We start from the raw sequence: 19,788 nt of genomic DNA, 5'->3' as shown, positions 1-19,788 counted from the left end.
GAGTAATACCAATTCTCTAGGAGATGCACTTAATAATTATTAAACGAACCGCATTCGTGCAGCGTCTCGTTAGAGAAGGACGCAAAGGGTGCAAAGGAAGAGATAAGTTAAGAATTAGTCGGTGCAAGTTGAGAGAGAATTGGTATGATTTATCAAGATTCGTCGTTAAGCAAGTTTTGGGCGCAAGCTAGTTGCAATTGAATGATTTCGCTCATTTGCTGACTATAATCTTGTCTAGCTTGTAAGAAGGCAGTGTGTGCTTTAGTTATCTTTGAATTATTAGCATTGAGCTTTTGATACTGTGTCTTATTTAAATCGAACATGCTGATGATGCTACTAATTTTTTTAGTGATGACAGGTGGCGAAGAAAGAGAAATTTGCTGCCCAATTGCGCTTGACTCAGAAGATTGTAATTGTTCTCTCGGTTCAAAAACGTTATCAATGATATTTTTCGGTTTTACTTCTTCTGGCTGAGGCAAGATGTTAGGGGAGTAATTTTCTTCTTGGGTTATTTGGTTGGAAGTATTAAGAAAATCTGTGATTTCAGATTGTTGGAGATTAGGTATCTTTGGATGCTGTATTTTGAAGCGGTCGCTCCTAAGATCCCCAGCAAAATCTTCAACAAGTTTGCGATTTTCATCGCTCAAAATTGTAGCAGCAATTGCTTTTCCACCCAAGGTAACTGTTCTCAATGTTGCTTTATTTTGATTAGCGGTTCCTTGAGCTTTGTTGTACAACGGTGATAAATCCACGTTCACTTGATGACTGAGTAGTTTTGCTAATGCTTTGACCATTGCAGCATGGTCATCCATTCCTCTACGATTTAGAGAGACTGTGATATGTTCTTGGTTGCCGAGAATTTTATCAATCCATCGCGAACAGACATTACCTGCGCCTGCTTCTATAAATATTTTGACTCCATCACCGTAGACACGATTAACTAATTGTGGAAAATCAAGTTCTTGGCACAATCCTTTGGCAATGTTGTGGGCAATGGTATCGCTATCAAGTGTAATTGGTTGATAATCGGCGGCTGAATAAAACACAATACCGGGCAGATTTTGGGATGGTAAGGTGTTTACCTTTTTGATTTCCTCGTACTGCGATCGCATCGCTTCACAATGTATCACATGGTCGAAGGGAGCGGGGAAGGCGTTGCAACCTAGAGTTTCAATCACTCGCTTACAGGCTGCATCTTCACCAGCAATCAATACTTCTTCTGGTGTGTTAATTTGAGTTAAGTAGACGCGATTCTCTTGTTTCAGGCATTCTCTAACTTGCGATGGAGTCGCCATGAGAACATAGGTATTCCAAAAATTGTTGTTTGGTGAATTTGTTAATCCCCAATATTCACGCACAGCATTTTTTGGCCCAGATAACTTATCGCCAAATAGAGGTGATGAATTTAAGGTGTTGCTTCCGCCCTCAAAATCACTCCAAACCCCTTGGGCAACCATCATACTAGTTTCACCCAAGCTATACCCAAATACAGATTGCGGCTTGACTTGAAAATCATCTCGGAAAATTGCTGTCATGTATCTAGCAAAGGCGATTTCACTTTCAAACATTGCCAGTGAATCATCTAACAATTGCTTTTCGAGAGTTTCTAGTTGCCTGGTTGTCAATTTTGGTAAGCTTCTGGGATAAACCAACTTTTCAACATCGGCAGCCCGATTGTAGAGATTGTTACTTTTTAAATCCTCGAAGACTTTCGGAAATAAACGGAAGACACTACGACCAATGCCAATATAAGAATTGACGGCTGCGGGGTAAACATAAGCAACTGCTCCAGTTTTACCCAATGGTTTAGCTGTGAAATAACTACCTAAAGGTGTTTGCCAATCTGTGCCATTTTCAAAGGCATTATTTACACCTTTGCGGGCAGATTCAATTTCCTTGAGTAAATCTTTTGTGTTACGTCCTGTAATTGATAAGACGTATTTTGCATTAGAATGCTGTTGAAAAGTAGCAAATGTCTCGCTGGCGGTAGCTGATAAAGAAGAACTCGCTTCTATGGTATTTTGGAGATTGTTGAGAAGATTCGGGATAGTGGTGCGATCGCTAACTGCGATCGGAAACAGATGAAAAGGCATTTGTTGCAAATATCTGTTATCGCGCTCCTCTTGGCTGGGTTCCTCCGATAAGATTAAATGGGCGTAACTGCCATCTATACCCATGCTATTAATTGCTGCGATTCTGCGTGTGCCGCCTTTATCGACAAACCAAGGTCTTGATTCCATCGCCACATAGAAGGGACTACCTTCCCATACTTGCGGTGTTTTGACACCAGACCATTTGGGGGTGGCGGGAATATACCTGTAATAAAGACAGAGAGCGGTTTTGATTAAGCTAGCAATTCCCGATGCTGTATAGGTGTGGCCGATATTGGCTTTAACGCTGCCCAATGCACAATGCAGACCATTGCCCACTTTCGGATAAGCTTGCAGTAAACCTGTGATTTCGGCTTCATCCTCTTGGGGAACGCCACTACCAAAGACTTCTACATAGTTAACCTCTGTGGGTTGAATCTCTGCCATCTCGAAAGCTTGTTTGCAGACATCACTGATAGCTGAAGCATCAGGTTTTACCAGAGCGTCACTCAAAGTAGAATTACCTTGTGCGAAACTCATAGCATCAATTACTGCATAGATGCGTTCGTTATCTTGTTTCGCAGCTTCGTAGCGCTTGAGGACAACAGCACCCGCACCTTCGCCAACTGTCCAGCCATTAGCTTGCTGGTCATAACCCAATGTATTAACACCCGTATTAATTGGTGCAAATTGGCTGCGGAACAAGACGTTTTCTACACCACCTGCTAAATCTACTGCACCAACAACCACTGCATCAACTTCCCCTGTAGCGAGTAGCATTTGGGCAATTTCCAACGCTTTGAGGGCAGAATTTTCGCCAGCGCTGACGGTGAATGCAGGGCCAGTGAAGTTCCACAAAGCAGAAATCCGGCTGGCCATGATGTTGGCGATGTGACTTACATATTCGCCGATTTCTACTGGTTGGTGAATGCTGTCTTTGACAATAGTTTCCAGTTGGGAAAGCTGTTCAGCAGGTAGAGAAATTCCTTGGTTGAGTAAGCCATCCTTAACTTGCCAAGATAAATTCCATCTTTGCTGTAGCTGATGTACAGAGAATTCTGTCTCGGCGGCGACTATAACCGCTACATTGCTACCCTCCTGTAGTTTCGCATCTTTTACGGCGCGATCGCTAACCTTCAGGAGCAATAATTGTTGTGGGTTTAACTTTTCGATTTCATTTGGTGGGATTTTGCACGATAAAGTATCGATTTCAAAATCCTTGATATATGCCCCTACTGGTGCTTTCCCGTCTGCTAAACCGTACTCTTTCAGGACATTTTCTTGATTTTCTATCCCATGCCATCTTTGAGGCGGTAGAGAAGTAAAATGCTGGGTTCCATCATAAATGCTGCGTTCAAAAGCATCTAAGCCATTACAGTTACCAAAAAAGGCATCCATGCCGACAATGGCAATTTTGGTAGGTGGAACAGGTGGAGTTGGTTCAACTGATTGTGTTGTATTTCCTTGTTCTAAAATCAGATGAGAATTAGTACCGCCAAAACCGAAAGCGCTAATAGCAGCCCGTTTAATTGGTGTGTTATTATTCGGCCATGTCGTAGCTGTTCTAACAATCTTGTCGGCGGAAATTGTACCTTTTTCTGACGTTAAAGGTTCCGAAACATTCATGGTTGCTGGAATTACACCATGAGACATACTCAAAATCACTTTAGTCAAGCCAACCATGCCAGCAGCAGTTAGCAAGTGACCAGTATTTGCCTTAGCAGAACCCACCAGAGGCGCAGCTTGATTTTGACCAAAGAATGTTTCTATAGAGTTGAATTCGGTTGTATCTCCTAGTAATGTGCCGGTGGCATGACACTCTAGATAATCGATGCTTTTGGGACTAAAATTCGCCTCATTATAGGCTCGTTCAAAAGCTAAGATTTGTCCTTTAGGATTAGGACTCAATAAATGCTTACCCTTGCCATCATTCGAGAGTCCATTACCGCAGATGGTGGCGAGAATATTATCACCATCTCTAACGGCATCACAATATCTTTTCAGCATCACCATCCCAACACCATCGGCGGGAATTAGCCCTCTTGAGGATTTATCTAATGGGCGGCTGATGCCGTTTTCTGCATACCCTTGAACGCCGGAAAATAACATCCGCACGAATAGGGAATCTGCACAACTGATGGCTCCAGCTAACATGACATCAGCTTTGTGTGACCATAAGTAATGTGATGCTAGTTTAATGGCATAAAATGATGACGAACAAGCAGCATCCAGACATAAATTAATCTGAGATAGAGATAGTGCTTGAGCAATGATAGATGCTGGTAAACCAGATATCATCGCATTGTATAAAGAGGCTTTAGTAGCACTTGGTAAAGCAGCTAAATCAAAATCTTCATCCTGCAAAAGTTCTCTAACTGCAGGGTTAATAGCTTGCTGGTAAATTGGAGAGAATAATTGATTAGATAATTTTGTCGGGAATGACAAATTACCTAAAATTACGCCACATTTTGCCAGAACATTTTGATTACCCCAATAACCACTGTTTAGAATTGCTTGTTTAGCGGCATACAATGACCATTTGAAGGTGTTATCTAAACCAGCAACAAATTCTGATGGTAGATTGTACTCGGAGGGGTTAAACTGGAAGTCGCGGATGTATCCGCCTTTGAGGGAATAGGTTTTGTCTGGTGTACCTTTAACTGGATTGTGAAAGATTGTCGGATCTACTCCGATTTCTTCGACGGTTGCAGAGGATGTGGAATCTTTTTGATTAACGATATTTTGCCAGTATTCTTCAGGATTTTTAGCATCGGGGAATAGGCATGATAATGCGATGATGGCTATTTTTTCCACGATTTATATGCTCCGAGTTTGGGTATTTAGCAGGAGATAATTAAAAGGCAGGATTTACGCTGTTCCCCAAACTTGAAAATAGAAACCTCTCTCCAAACCTCTCCCCTAAAAGGGGAGAGGCTTTGAATTCTCCCCCTTCCCGCACTTCGTGCCGCTACGCGAACGTAGGGAAGGGGGCTGGGGGGTTAGGTTTCGCGTTAGCTTTTCCACATGACGTTAAAAGTCAAGAAGATTACTAGCTTCTGAGCATTTTCATTGACCAAATAATGGCATGAGCGCCTAGCATTCGTGAGTATATTTTACCTTGGCGATCGTGTATGATGAAGTTTGCGATCGCACTACTCGGTGTCTTGGCTAATACTTCACAAGAAACGAAAAATGTTTCGTTATGTGGTATCATCGCAAATTGTTCAAATTTTTCTACTTTTCCAGGTAAACAACCTTCTTCATGAAAGTGTTGTGTCCAAATCCATAAGGCGTGCATACTCAAATCAGTTGTATAAGGATTAACCCATTGGACAGGGAATTGTCCTTGTTCTTGTGCGGTGAGTTCTGGCCAAAGACATTCTGTTGTGATTTTTTCAGGAGTGATGTTTAAAACTCTCTTAACTTCTTGAAAACCGGGGCCGTGAAATAATGTAGCCCCACCATTTTGGTAAAAAGCTTTTCCTGTGGCGGTGATGATATTATCTGGTTCGAGATTGAGAGATTCATAGATGGGTGCAACTGGGATTTCTCGCTGGAGATTGAGTTGAGCGCTAAAGTGAAAATGGATTCTACCTTCAGGGTTTTTACTTGAAATCTTGGCTTTAAGTTCGATTCTTTCAAGATTAACTTTAGCAATTTCTTCTATTTCTAAAATGTGTTCCTTCGCTAATGTTTCATTGAAAGTAATCCCCTTTAAAACCTTAAAATCTTGGTAATAAAACAATCTATAACCGGGATATAATTGTTCACAGGCGTTGATAATCCAGGTCATTGCACAAGTTGCTGGTAAAACTGGAGAACCAGCAATCGTATGATCGTGTAAAAATGGATTAGCCTCCAATGTCATTTGGCGACGGATACGATAGGTTCGTAGTTCTGAATCTAACTCCGCCGCCATTGGAACGAGTGGACTACCAATAACAACTTGTGCGGTTGCATGATTGGTATTATCCATTTCTTTAACGAGCATTTGTGCCCCAACTGCAATGGGAATTATATCAATTTTTCGCTCTTGAAAAATTTTCTTTAATTCTGCTGTCACCATTCCACTATCCCAAGCCCCCCAGTTGATAGCGACTACGTGACATGAGGGATATTGTTGCTTGAAAATATGGGCTGATTTGTTCAGAATTTCATTTGCGATCGCATAATCAGATTGTCCAGGATTTCCGTAAAATCCTGTTACGGAAGAAAACAAAACTAAATGCTGAAGTTGATTAGGATTAACGCAAGCCAGGAGGTTCTCTAAGCCTTGAACTTTGGCGGTGTAAACTTTTTCAAAATCCTCTTCTGTTTTCTTTTCAATTAACTTATCAGCTAAGTTTCCCGCGCCGTGGATGATTCCGGTAATTGGGCCGAGATGTTGTACAGCAGTGGCAAGTTTTTCTTGTAAAGCTGTCGTGTCTGTAACATCGACGCTGATATATTCTGCTTTAGCTCCGGTTTTTTCAATTGCTGCTAGAGTCTTTTTAATTTCACGGCTAGAGGTAATTTTGTTATATATTTTTTGCACATTCATGGGTGTCGGCTTCTCTCCTTGGGAAAGAAGATTTTCCATGATGCATTTTTTCAATGCTGATTCATCAGAATTTTGAGCATAATCTGGCTCGGTTTCTAATAGTTCGGAGCGACCGAGGAGGATGAATTTGCAGGGTTGCTGTTGGGCTAATCTGATAGTACACTCAGCCGTAATCCCTTTTGCACCGCCGCTCACGACAAAGACAGATGATGGACTAAGCTGGGCTGTTTGTGTCATAAATCCTCTGATATTAATTCGTAATTCGTAATTCGTAATTCGTAATTAAGACAAGTTGTTTTCTATCTTTTTCTCTGTGTCCTCTGCGCCTCTGCGGTTTTTTTAAACGAACCACAGAGACGCAGAGAGCGCAGAGGGAGGAGATTAATCGGCGATAATGGTGACTCGTCCTTGTGAACCGTAGCCAACTTCACTGATATAAAGGTTGGGGTCGTGAAGTTCGGCGATGATGTTTTGTACTGATTGTTTAGCGTCAAGTCTGGGGCTTAGATCGATCGCACGGGTAAAAACTTTTGGCCATTCCCATCTCAGAGTTTTGGTTAATCCAAATAAACCAGCGCCGATCGCACCGAAGTTGACTTTATATTCTAAACCGAAGGCTCCATCAAGGTGAGCAACTGTGCAGAAGCAACTACGTCCATGCTTTGCAGCTTCGTTGAGGGAAGATTTCAGGTGTTTCGCCATCAAAAATACGTGCTTGACGATCGCCTTTTCTGATTCGTTATAAGAAATACTTCCGGTGTGATTTCCTACAAACATTGGATGGAGATGGATGAAGGCCCCGATCGCTCCACAGTGAGATGCGATCGCTTGTAGTTGTTGTTGAAGATGTTCTTCACTCAAGTTTGCTAAGGTGACGCGGGTTACTCCTGTGGGTAAGGGCGCTTGTTGGGCGATGAGCGATTGGGGGAAGCTGATAACTACTACTTTCCAGCCTTTCTCGATTAGGGATTCAGTTAATTTATAAGTGGTGAGGGAACCATCATCAGTAATTAAACCGATGTGTCCCTCTGGTAACTTGAAATCCAAATAATCGGGCTGTGGTAAACTTCTGAGTTTGACGAGATGGCGCTGGATATTATGCTCTAATTCCGGTGGCTGCTGTTGGACAAACTCAGGTTCAGACTTTTTTTTTTCACCTCCAGCCAACTGCTGTAGGTAATCGACTATTTGACCGATGGTGCGGAGATCGCCGAGTTCTTCGATATTTGGCTTGGGTAAGTTGGGGTATGTTTCTTGCATCGCCCCTAAAATTTCTACCCGTTTAATCGAGTCAATCCCTAAATCAGCCTCCATGTCCATTTCCAGTTCCAGCATCTCCACTGGATAGCCGGTTTTATCGCTGGTGATGGCTAACAGGGTTTCACCTAAGTTTGCAAATTCATCACTTGTAGCGGGTTCTGGTTCTGGGGTGAATGCGATAACTACGCTTGGTTCCGGTGCAATGACTACTTCAACTACTGGTGCAACTTCTACTGCAATCTCAGTTGCTTGTGGTACTTCATGAATTGCAATTTCTACAGAAACACTTTTGGAAGCGTGGGATTGCAGATACTCTACAACTTGACCGATGGTGCGTTTTTCTGACAGTTCTTCTAAATTGGGCTTGGGTAGGTTAGGGTACATTTCTTGTAGCGCCCCTAAGATTTCTACCCGTTTGATGGAGTCAATTCCTAAATCGGCTTCCATGTCCATGTCCATTTCCAGCATCTCGACTGGGTAGCCGGTCTTGTCGCTGGTGATGGCTAAGAGGTTTTTATCCAAGTCAACAATATCGATGGTTGCATTAGATACAGATGCTGGTTCTGGAGTGAATGCAACAACTTCGTTGACTGGAGGTGAGCTAATTTTGACTACCACCTCAGCTTGGGGTTCTACTACTGTGACAGGTGGCTCTACTGTTTCGACAGTGGCGAAGTGCGGAGTCGGAAGTAGAGATGCGATTGATCGCGTCTCTGGGGATACATGAGTTTCAACTACAGGCTCTACAACAGCCGGGAGGGGTGCTTGGGTAACAGCTACAGGCTCGGCTATCGGCAAAGGTTGGCTTTCTACTATCTTGGTAGGTGCATCAGTAACAGTTGTTTCTGCTGTGAAATGATGGCGTACCGCATCGCTTAGTTTCTCTGTGAGTTGAGTTGCACCCTCACCTGAGATGATTTGAGAATACTCTTGCTGGATGAGTTGGAAAAAGCTCTTAGTATATTCCAGTTGCTCTTGAAGATATTGTTCATGGATGCGTAGAGTTTCACCTTGTTGGGAGTGAAACTGCATCATGCTGCGCTCTAAGCTTTCCATGACAACTAGCTTCATTTTGGCAGTTTCGGCTGTTGATTTACTTTCACTCAACAAGGAATTCTGCTGTTGCATCAGTTGGAAAAATGCTTTGGCGTATTCCATTTGATGGTTGAGATAAGTACCGTGAACTTGTAAATTCTCGGCTTGATTTTCCTGGAACTGTGTCAGGAGATATTCTAAACTTGCTAAAAGTTGTTCGTAATTTGTCAGCTTTTCTGGTGTTGGTTGCATCTTAGATTCCTGGACTGGTTGTGACAGGGTAACAGGATTCATCTGTTGCTCTGGCTGGGTGATGATATTAGCAGTCACACCGTTCATTACTGGAGTAAGTTTTTTATGTCCGTTAGTCTCGATCGCTGCGAGAGTTGGAGTTACACCTGGGCTGCTAAATAAAGGAGCCGCAGTTTCAGAATATTCGGGGGTGGGTAATGTGACTTTATGACCATCCTGCAAAGCTAGAGCGAAGGCATTTTTCGTTTTTTCGGATCTATAATTGATGCCGTTCAAACGGACATTTAATGTCTTCTTCGTCTCAATTGGGGGGATAGTTTGGGGAAGTTGGTAAGGATCGAGGTTATTCAAAGCCAGACCAATTACTCGCAACTGCACAACTGCTTCTCGCAAAGAGCGATCGCTATTCTTTTGAGTGCTAGGGTTCAAAGATACGGTAATATGGGGGCGATCGCCAAGGATATCTTTGACTAAGTTGGTGAGAATTCTTCTCGGCCCAAATTCCACAAAGCAAGTACCACCGGCTGCATAGATATTTTCAATTTCCTGCTTAAACAGTACTGAGTTGGAAAGGTGCGTTTCCAGAATCTTTTGAATACCTTGGGCTTCTTTGGGATACTGCTTACTGGTAACGTTGCTGTAAACAGGGATTTTGGGACTTTGGAATTTGACAGACTTGGTGGCGATCGCAAATGATTTCTGAGCAAAGGCGATTAGCGGTGTATGGAACGCTGCTGAAACAGGTAGCAATACAGCTGTATATCCTTTCTCGTGTAAAGCCTCTTTGATTCTCGCTATTTCTGCGGTGGGGCCAGCCAAGACAAATTGAGTTGGGGAATTTTGATTAGCGATCGCAACTTGCGGAAAATGTCTCAACACAGCTTCCACTTTGCTGATATCTTCTTTAACAGCCAGCATACTACCCGCATCATGATCCGGGTCTTCGGGTGCAGCCATTGCTTGACCCCTAGCTTTCACTAAGAACAAGTAATCTTCCGTACTCAAAACGCCCGCAGCCCATAGCGCTGTGAGTTCACCGAAGCTATGACCAGCAACAAAATCTGACTTGAACCCAGCTTGTTGCAGTATGCTGTACATCCCTGCACTCAACACCCCAATAGCTGGTTGAGCGTATTCTGTGCGTTGTAAGGCAGCAATTTGGACATTTTTTTCTGCTTCCTCAAACACAGGATGAGGGAAAACGATTTCTGATAGCGGCTGCAAATTATCTTTGATTAACAGGCTATCCATATAGCCATGCAGACGGCGCATCAAAGGGAAATTCATTACCAGTTCGCGTCCCATCTCCAAGTATTGCGAACCTTGACCAGAAAAGAGAGAGACAACTTTTCCGCCCAACTCCATACCAGAGGAACGGTAATAAATCCCTTGGGGATGCTCCCAAGATGCTGCTGTTCCTTTGTGTTTCAGCCACTCAATGCTAGTTTGCAGCAACTTGCAAGCTTCTTCCAGATTTTCAGCTACAAACCCAAATCTGGCAGCAGAGAGGGGAATTTGTGGCGATTTGCATTCCTTGACTAATTGTGCGTAATGTATGTTTGCTTCAGGCGATACTCCTGCGGAGTCACTTCGTGAACGCAACTTACCCAAAATCTCTTCAGATTTGGTCAACAATTGGTCTACCGTAGGAGCAAACAACAGCACTTCACTAGCACCACTATGTAAGCGGTAAGCGGCGTTTTGGTCGGCTTCATATTCTTCCAAAACAACGTGATAGTTAGTCCCACCAAATCCGAAAGAACTTACACCCGCGCGTCTTGGCGCTTCCCCTTCTGGACGAATCCAAGGTCTAGTTTCAGTATTTAGATAGAATGACGAATTTTTAATGTTGAGTTTGGGATTTGGCTCGGTAATATTAATTGTCGGCGGTAATACTTTGTGATGTAAAGCCAAAGCAGTTTTAATCAAACTCGCCGCACCCGCAGCCGCTTTTGTGTGTCCAATTTGTGATTTCACACTACCCAAAGCGATGTGCTGCTTTTTAGAATCATGCACATCAAAGAAGTCTTTTAAAGAACCGAATTCTGTCGGATCTCCAGCCATTGTACCGGTGCCATGTGCTTCCATCAAACCAACAGTAGCGGGAGAGAAGCCAGCATCTTCGTAAGCGCGTTCTAAGGCTTTAACTTGGCCTTCTTTGCGGGGAGCATAAATGCTCTTATAACGCCCATCGCTGGAAGTACCAATACCTTTAATTACGGCATATATTTTATCGTTGTCGCGTTCAGCATCTTCTAATCGTTTCAGGACAATCATCCCAATACCTTCACCCAGCATCATCCCATCAGATTTAGCATCGAAAGGTTTGACATTTTCACTAGGAGAAACAGCCGGTGTTTTGCTGAAGGAGATGTAAGCCATGATAGTGTTATCGGTATCAACACCACCAGTTAGCATCATATCAGAACGATGCTCAACTAGCTCACTAATTGCCATTTTTAAAGCACCGAAAGAACTAGCGCAAGCGGCATCAACTACGCAATTCATCCCGCCAAAATTTAGGCGATTGGCAATTCTCCCCGCAACTACGTTAGCTAACATTCCAGGGAAAGCGTTCTCATCCCATTTCACATAAGCGCTTTTGATTTTATCAACGATTTTTTTCGTATCTTCGTCAGATAAACCACTGCTTTTGAGTGCTTTTTCCCAAATCGGATATTCCAATCTCGCAGAAAGCGGCATTCCTAATTGCTTGGCCATCGCCACGCCTAAGATTACCCCAACCATCTCGCGGTTAAATTCACGCTTTTCGCCATAACCTGCATCTTCCATTGCCTCTTTCGCAACCACTAAACTTAATAGTTGCGATACATCTGTGACTTCTAAAATGCTGGGTGGAATGCCGAATTCCATCGGGTTAAAATCTACCTCTGGAAGAAACCCGCCTCTTTTACAGTAGGTTTTATCTTCAGTAGTTCTGGGATTAGGATCGTAATAATCTTCGACGCTCCAATGTGTGGAAGGAACATCAGTAATACAGTCAATTTTATTTACAATATTTTGCCAGTATTCCCGTAAATTTCTGGCTTGAGGTAATAGAGAAGCCATCCCAACGATAGCGATAGGATTGTGTTGTAATTGTCTGTTAATTCTGTTGATTGACACTGATTTATCTGGCTTCATTTTTTTTCCCTCGATAGACTTAATCACAGCCTGTTCGCAATTGTTGATAAGGCTTTCTAACTCTGCTAAGGCAGTATCAATTGAATAAGCAGACATAGGGCATAGTGAGTACTGTGGATTGTGTAGCTACAGTAATTTCTGTTGCCTACTAATAATCAAAAACTCTGGTTTTGTAAGCAGTTAGCATGTCTAAAATCCCGGCAAAAAAGTAATTACGTTAGCGACACGAGAAAGCGAGTCCGCGTACCCTTTCAGGCAAGCAAGCTACGCTTTTAGCGTCTCGTAGAGAGCGTCATTACGAATTACGAATTCTGCGGATACGCGGCTTTGGCACACTGCGATCGCGAAAAAATGTTATCCAACGCTAGACTCTTGAAATTGTGGCAATCGGTCAAAGACGTTGTTAAAACTGGTAAAATAGTCTTGGAGTGTAATAGCTGCTTGACCAGTTAATTTAATCCATTTGTAATGGTAGAGATTTTGAGTAATGGTATCCTACTGGAGTTGTGGAAACTGAGGAGTAGCTAAGAGAACAGAAACGTTTTTCACCCGAAAGCTTTTAATTATCTAGGCTAACCAGAGCAACATAGCTGTTGTTAATGACAAGGTTCTGCATTTGGAGCAATGTCATAGCCAATTTCAACGTTCGGGATAATATATTTTATGCTACTTGAACCAGCAAAGTTGACAAGTTCGTTACACAAAAGACACCACCTTTAATCCGAATTTATGCAAGTTGAAAAAGTAATTAAACGAGCAGACGGTGATGGAAAAGCAGTTATCTTTAGTTATTTTTAATTTCAAAATATTAATTAAATAACTAGTTTGTCTAACCACTTTAAAGCATTGAATTAATAAAAACACTAGCATACTTTACAGAAACTAAATCATTTCTTTAAAGTTATTTTATAAATAAACATCCACAATTACTGATGTTAATTTGAATAAAATTAAGCAAAAAAGTATAATTTGTAACTCTATAAATGTTGTTAGATATTTTTTTATCTACGCATTAACCATAAATTTCTGCTGAATTAAGTTAACAATACAAATCTGTTGTCTAGTAAGTAATAATTCAATGAATACATAGATAAACTGAACAACCATAGGTATGTTTTTTCATAGAAACATCATAATTGAGTCAAAGTTTTGGGTTATTTTTCAATATAAGTCAACTTAAGAAGCAAAGCGGTTATTTATAAAGCAAATGTTAATTTTTAGTATGTTGCATGATAAACATAATCACGATTGCATGAGTTAAAAAGGTAGTTATAAAGCTGGGGCGAATGGAATTATACCTCTGCCACGGAAGTGGGTTGTGCTTCAGTAGAAGCGGTTTATAACCGCCTTTTAATTACTACGATCAAAGCCAAAAATAATGTCTTATACTACACAACCTTCCTAATAATAATCTGTTAGTAATATCAAATATGCTTAAAAACTAACCATCTGTTGGTATTCAATTAGCAGATAAGGGATTAGTAACGAGTAATTTTTTCAGCATCTATTCTTACTGTGATGAAATATTTTAGTTAGAGAATCAAGACTTATACAAATCAAAACGATTGACAAAAATCAATTTTCACGCCATAATTAATGACAAGTTTATCCAAATTTTGAGTTCATTTTTATTAGCGCTTCGTTGTTCTTGAGAGTTAAGTTTTCTGGTTAGCGCTATTGTATTTTACGCTACTGGATTAGATATCAAATTAGGATATAACTTAGGAAGCTTTGAAGTAACACCACCATTGATTTTCACGCCAAAATAGTGAGTTTGGGCGGTAAAAGCTTAGAACAATTCATATAAAACCAATTTAGACCCATCCAGTTTATTAAGGTAGAAACCCTAGAGGAAAAGCCCTCTTGCTAATTTACAGATGAGTCTATATCTAATCGACTAAATATAACCAGGCTATCCCCTAGAAAACAGAATTGGAATGAAAATATGGCAGTAAATAAAGAAAGCCGATTATTCACAAAACCCGTAGGGCGATCGCAACTAATTTTAGCAGCTTCTCTCACTCTAGCGGCCGGATTAATAGCTTTTTATAGTTTAGTACCGTTTTGGTCTAAACCTAAAGTTGTGACACCAGCAGCAAATCCTCCAAAAGCTGTGACTCCTGCGAAAGTTGCTGTGACAGCCTTGGGACGTTTGGAACCAGAAGGTGAAGTTACTTCTTTGACTGCTCCCGCTTCCAATAATGGGGTGCGAGTAGATAGACTCTTAGTGAAAGAAGGAGATACGGTTAAAGCAGGGCAATTACTGGCTTATCTAGAAAATTATGGTCGTTCTAGAACAGCTTTGCAACAAGCTTTAGACCAACTGCAAGTTGCTAAAGCTAAATTAGCGCAGGTGAAATCTGGAGGAAAAACGGGAGATGTTGATGCTCAAAAGGCTGCGATCGCCCGTTTAGAGCCACAATATAAAGGGGACGTTGCTACCCAACAGGCGACAATCGACCGCATCCAGGCTGAGGTAGATAATGCTCAAGCTGAGAACGATCGCTATCAGCAATTATATAAACAAGGTGCGATCGCGGCTTCTGTAGCAGATACCAAAGCTTTGCAACTCAAGACTACACAACAGCAGCTAACAGAAGCCCAAGCCACCCTCAAGCGCACTCAAGACACATACCAAGCACAACGCAAGCAAGCAGAAGCGCAACTCACCAGTATTAGTGAAGTGCGTGGTGTAGATGTTCAAGTCGCGCAAACCGAAGTCAACAGTGCCACAACTTCTGTTCAACAAGCAAAAGCCGACTTGGATTTAAGCTATATCAAATCTCCCATAAATGGCAAAATTTTAAAAATCCACGCCAAAACCGGAGAAGTCATCAGCACCAGCAGAGGATTTGCTGAAATCGGTAAAACATCTCAAATGTTTGCGATCGCAGAGGTGTATCAAACCGATGTTCAAAAAGTGCGTGTAGGACAAAAAGCCACAATTAGCAGCACTGCATTTACTGGAACAATAAAAGGAACTGTAAAAGAGATTGGTTGGCAAGTTGACAAGCAAAACATCTTCAGCCTCAACCCCGGTTCAGACACAGATCGCAGAATAGTTGAAGTGAAAATATCCATCGATAATCCCGCAGATAGTGAGCGCGTAGCTCGTTTAACTAATTTACAGGTAGATGTCGCCATTCATATTTAGTCAATTGGCATAAGTCATTGACAAATGACAAATGACCGATGACAAATTACCAATGACAAAAGACAAATAAATCCATGAATTTCAAAATTCCTTTAGCATGGCTACAGCTAGCCCAGCAAAAATTTCGTTTACTAATAGCTGTAGCCGGGATTGGTTTTATTGTACTGCTAATGTTTGTGCAACTTGGTTTTCAAGATGCTCTTTATTCCAGTGCAACCGCAGTGCATCAAAATCTCAAGGGAGATTTATTTGTAGTTAGTTCGCAATACAAATCTTTAACCTCAAATCAAAGCTTTTCACGGACTCGTTTGTACCAATCTCTGGGGTTTGATGGCGTTGAGTCAGTTAGCCCTATGTATTTACAATTTGCTAAACTGAAAAATCCGGCAACTAGTGAGAAATATTCAATATATGTTATTGGTTTCGATCCAGGTAGACCTGTGATGAATCTCCCAGAAGTGGAGAAAAATTTAGATAAACTAAAAATTCCTGATGTCGTACTTTTTGACCGAGGTTCTCGCCCAGAGTTTGGCCCAATAGCTGAAAAATTTGATGCTGGAGATACTGCACAGACAATTGAAATATTTCCCTTCAATTCATTAATTGGCTATAGAGTCAGAATTGGCGGCTTATTCACATTAGGGCCTTCCTTTGGGGTAGACGGAAATTTACTTGTTAGTGACTCAACTTTTTTGAGGATAAATCCCAATACTCGTCCGGCAGATATGATAGATATTGGTTTGATTTCCCTCAAACCTGGTACTAATGCAGAAACAGTACTAAAAAGTTTGCAAGCAAGTTTGCCTAATGATGTCCAAGTCTTTACCCGCCAAGGCTTCATTGATTTTGAAAAAAAATATTGGGCTGTTAGAACCCCCATTGGTTTTATTCTTAACTTGATGCTGACAATGGCTGCGGTTGTTGGTGTGGTTATTGTCTATCAAATTCTCTACAGCAATATTGCTACACAGTTCGTTGCTTACGCCACTTTAAAAGCAATTGGTTATGCCAATAGATATTTGTTGAATGTGGTATTTCAGCAAGCTTTAATCTTGGCAATCTTAGGTTATATACCAGGATTTATTACTTCTGTCTTGTTATATAGTTTTGCAGCAGAAGCGACTAAATTACCAATACTTATGACCACTAATAATGCATTGATAGTCTTAACTTCAACAGTTCTCATGTGTATTACTTCTGGAGCGCTTGCCATCAATAAACTCCGTTCTGCAGATCCGGGAGATATTTTCTAGCTATTTTTAGCAGCAAAATCAGCGAATCTTTTTGCCTGAACTAAACTCAAAAGTAAGCATTGGTGCAGCCTCTTCACAGAAACCTTTTTCTTTATAGCAATTTTAGATTTTTGATTAAAAATCTTTACCAAAATCCCAATTTGGTATAGCTTCAAGTCTTTTATCTAGCAAATCAAATTCACCAATTTAACAATAGTTTCAATCTTATGAACCTCAAAGACAAAACCCTGCTAATTACCGGGATTGATGAATTTGTCGGTTTGCGTGCAGCCGAGTTAGCCATAGCGCAAGGGATGAAAGTTCGTGGACTACAAAGTTCTACAGAACAAAACAAACAATTACACAATTTAGGTGTTGAAGTAATTATTGGTAGTATCACCGATTCTACTATTGCTCAAAAAGCTTGTCAGGGAGTAGATATCGTTTTACATACAGATCAACTTGCTGAAGAAGCTGGTGCAATTAAGAATTTTCGTGATGTCAATGTTGGTGGTACTGTCAACATAGCTAAAGCTGCTAAACAGGCTGGTGTGAAAACATTTGTACATCTATCAAGTGTGATGGTTTACGGTTTCAACTATCCTAATGGTGTTGCAGAATCTGGGCCGCTTTCGGGCGAAAATAATCCCTATTGTCAAACAAAAATAGAAGCTGAAACAGCAGTTTTAGAACTAAATAATTCTCCAAATTTTGGCATCATCGTTATTAGAGCCGGAGATGTTTACGGACCAGGAAGTATACCTTGGATAGTCAGACCAATTTTGATGATGCGTCAAAAATTATTTGCCTGTGCCAATGATGCTAAAGGAGTAATCAATCACGTATATATAGATAACCTGATTGATGGAATCTTTCTAGCGATAGAAAAAGAAACATCCGGTGAAATATTTAATATCACTGACGGACAAGAAACTTCTTGGAAAGAGTATTTTATGCGTTTAGCAGCAATGGAAGGTTTACAAGCACCCCTTTCATTATCGAAAGATGAAATCAAGTTGTTTCTAAAGCTACGCGTTCAAGGACAAAAACTTTTTCGGAAAAAAGTTGATATCTTACCAGAGTCGATAGATTTTATGACTCGTCCCTACGCCTGTTCTATTGTCAAAGCTCAAAGTCTGTTAAATTATAAACCAGCAGTCGATCTAGAATTAGGAATGCAGCAAACACATGAATGGCTGCAAAAAACAGATATTCAAAGCTTGATGAAATAGTCAAAATATTTTTGGGATTGTTGTTGGATTGTAAGCAGTTTGGAGTTAAGAGCAAGATGTGAGATATCAAAGTATTCTGCACTTATTGATTCTAAGTTCTAACTTCTGAATTCTTCGGTTGCATCTGCCTAACAATTATCTGCAATTGAGAACTAAATAATCCACAGATTTTCCAAATACTTGTTTTGTATGACTACTAATCAGCCACGTTTAAGCATCGGATTACCTGTATACAATGGTGAAAAATTTATCAAAGAAGCCATAGATTCACTCTTGGCTCAAACCTTTGAAGATTTTGAGCTAATTATTTCAGATAATGCATCTACAGATAAAACTGAGGAAATTTGTAGAGCTTATGCTGAGAAAGATAAACGTATCTGTTACTATCGCAACGATCAGAACATCGGTTGCGCCCGTAACTTTAATCGCGTCTTTAAATTGTCTTCGGGTGAGTATTTTAAGTGGGCAGCTTATGACGATCTACATGCTCCAGATTTTATCAAGAAGTGTGTTGAGGTGCTTGACCAAGACCCTAGCATAATCTTGTGTCACTCCCAGACATATTTCATTGATGAAGAGGGGAGTTTTCTCCAAAACTACAATATTAAACTCAAGGCAGATGCACTAAAATCACACAAGCGTTTTAACGAATTGCTGACGAAACATTTATGTTATCAATGTTACGGAGTAATTCGCTCTAATGCCCTGAGAATGATACCGCAGATGGGTGGTTACGGTAATGCAGATGGAATTCTTTTATTAAGACTTGGTATTCTTGGTAGGTTTTATGAAATCCCTGAATACCTGTTTTTTGCTAGAAGCCATCCGCAACAATCAATGAGTATGTATTTTCCTAATTATATGTTGTTTGCTAACAACACTAAAAAACCCTCATTGAGTATGCTACCTGATTTTTATGCCTATACAGTGTGGTTTGATTCAGCAAAGAAAGGACAAATTTTATTGCCACATTGGAGAATAATTTGGGAGTATTTACTCTCTATATGGCGTAGTCCCCTGAGTTGGGATGACCGGCTGCGTTGTCATCTAAGTCTATATCGGCAGTTAAAAGGGACAGAATATCTTTTGCTGAAAGATTTACTAAAAGTGCTGCAAGTACTTTGGAAAGGTTGGCAAGCAGCATCAATTAAAAAAACTAAAGTTTTACATTGAACAATTAGTTAAAAATAAAAGCTACTAAATATAGCTTTTATCCAGCCCCAAAACCACCTATTCTTTACTACAAAACTATGCTGAAACTATCTCAATTATCTCATTTTTTACTTGCTACTTTAGTGAGCTTCAGCTTTGCTAAAACGGTAAATGCAGAACCAACTGAAACACTAAGTGTTGTGGTAAATGGCATACAACACAAAAAAGGTGAGATTTGCTTCAGAGTTTACGCAACTGAAAAAGGATTTCCGATGAGTAATTCTAGTGGATCTCAAAGTGGCTGCGCTAAGATTACTGGCAATTCTGTTAAAAAAGAATTCTCAGGTTTGAAGCCTGGAACTTATGCTGTCGCCGTGGTTGACGATCAAAATGGCGATCGCAAACTCAATAAAGACTTTTTTGGTATTCCCACAGAAGGTTTTGGGATTTCCAAAAATCCAACTGTGTCCATACAAACAGGTTCACCAAAGTTTCGTGATGCCAGTTTTGTTGTAAATAAAAATACAACGGTCAACATAATCATGAAGTATTCGCTGGATTCATAGAGGGTACTGGGTACTGGGGACTAGGTACTGGGGACTGCTTCTCTAGAAGATACTTTTGATTTCTAATCCTCAATCTCCAATCTCCAATCCCCAGTCCCTAATCCCCAATTCCCAACAATCAAGGCAAGATT

Annotated in this window: 8 protein-coding genes and 1 pseudogene; 5 read left to right on the top strand and 4 right to left on the bottom strand. The window is 40.8% G+C overall.

The features are described from left to right. Positions 1–152: 152 nt before the first annotated feature. The 4 genes and pseudogenes from CDG79_RS07205 to CDG79_RS43475 form a co-directional block, all read right to left on the bottom strand. Positions 153–4,904 (bottom strand): PfaB family protein, encoded by a 4,752-nt coding sequence (locus tag CDG79_RS07205; RefSeq protein ID WP_094341531.1) that lies wholly within the window; start codon positions 4,902–4,904, stop codon positions 153–155. A gap of 235 nt (positions 4,905–5,139) precedes the next feature. Beyond that, on the bottom strand, positions 5,140–6,867 hold the full coding sequence (locus CDG79_RS07200; RefSeq protein WP_094341530.1) for an SDR family NAD(P)-dependent oxidoreductase: 1,728 nt from the start codon (positions 6,865–6,867) through the stop codon (positions 5,140–5,142). A 144-nt stretch (positions 6,868–7,011) separates the two neighbouring features. Next, a complete protein-coding gene (locus CDG79_RS07195; RefSeq protein WP_094341529.1) occupies positions 7,012–12,417 on the bottom strand; it encodes a type I polyketide synthase in 5,406 nt (1,801 codons plus the stop codon). A 258-nt stretch (positions 12,418–12,675) separates the two neighbouring features. Further along, a pseudogene (locus CDG79_RS43475) lies at positions 12,676–12,952 on the bottom strand (hypothetical protein). Positions 12,953–14,266: 1,314 nt separating this feature from the next. Between CDG79_RS43475 and CDG79_RS07185 the strand changes: the two are divergent. The 5 genes from CDG79_RS07185 (at position 14,267) to CDG79_RS07165 (ending at position 19,657) form a co-directional block, all read left to right on the top strand. Continuing rightward, the gene (locus CDG79_RS07185; protein ID WP_094341528.1) at positions 14,267–15,475 is read left to right on the top strand and encodes an ABC exporter membrane fusion protein; all 1,209 of its coding nucleotides are present in this window, start codon (positions 14,267–14,269) and stop codon (positions 15,473–15,475) included. Between the two features lie 74 nt (positions 15,476–15,549). Then, positions 15,550–16,728, top strand: coding sequence for an ABC transporter permease DevC (gene devC / locus CDG79_RS07180; RefSeq protein ID WP_094331483.1), 1,179 nt, complete (start codon positions 15,550–15,552; stop codon positions 16,726–16,728). 206 nt (positions 16,729–16,934) lie between these two features. After that, on the top strand, positions 16,935–17,939 hold the full coding sequence (locus CDG79_RS07175) for an NAD-dependent epimerase/dehydratase family protein (RefSeq protein ID WP_094341527.1): 1,005 nt from the start codon (positions 16,935–16,937) through the stop codon (positions 17,937–17,939). A 189-nt stretch (positions 17,940–18,128) separates the two neighbouring features. Continuing rightward, positions 18,129–19,112, top strand: a complete 984-nt coding sequence (locus CDG79_RS07170; protein WP_094341526.1) for a glycosyltransferase family 2 protein — start codon at positions 18,129–18,131, stop codon at positions 19,110–19,112. 77 nt (positions 19,113–19,189) lie between these two features. Then, positions 19,190–19,657, top strand: coding sequence for a DUF2141 domain-containing protein (locus CDG79_RS07165; RefSeq protein WP_094331487.1), 468 nt, complete (start codon positions 19,190–19,192; stop codon positions 19,655–19,657). Positions 19,658–19,788 lie beyond the last annotated feature (131 nt).

The organism is Nostoc sp. 'Peltigera membranacea cyanobiont' 232 (genome assembly GCF_002245985.1).
Lineage (GTDB): Bacteria > Cyanobacteriota > Cyanobacteriia > Cyanobacteriales > Nostocaceae > Nostoc.
The sequence above is the reverse complement of the archived record's forward strand: the minus strand, read 5'-3'. Positions and strand labels throughout refer to the sequence as shown.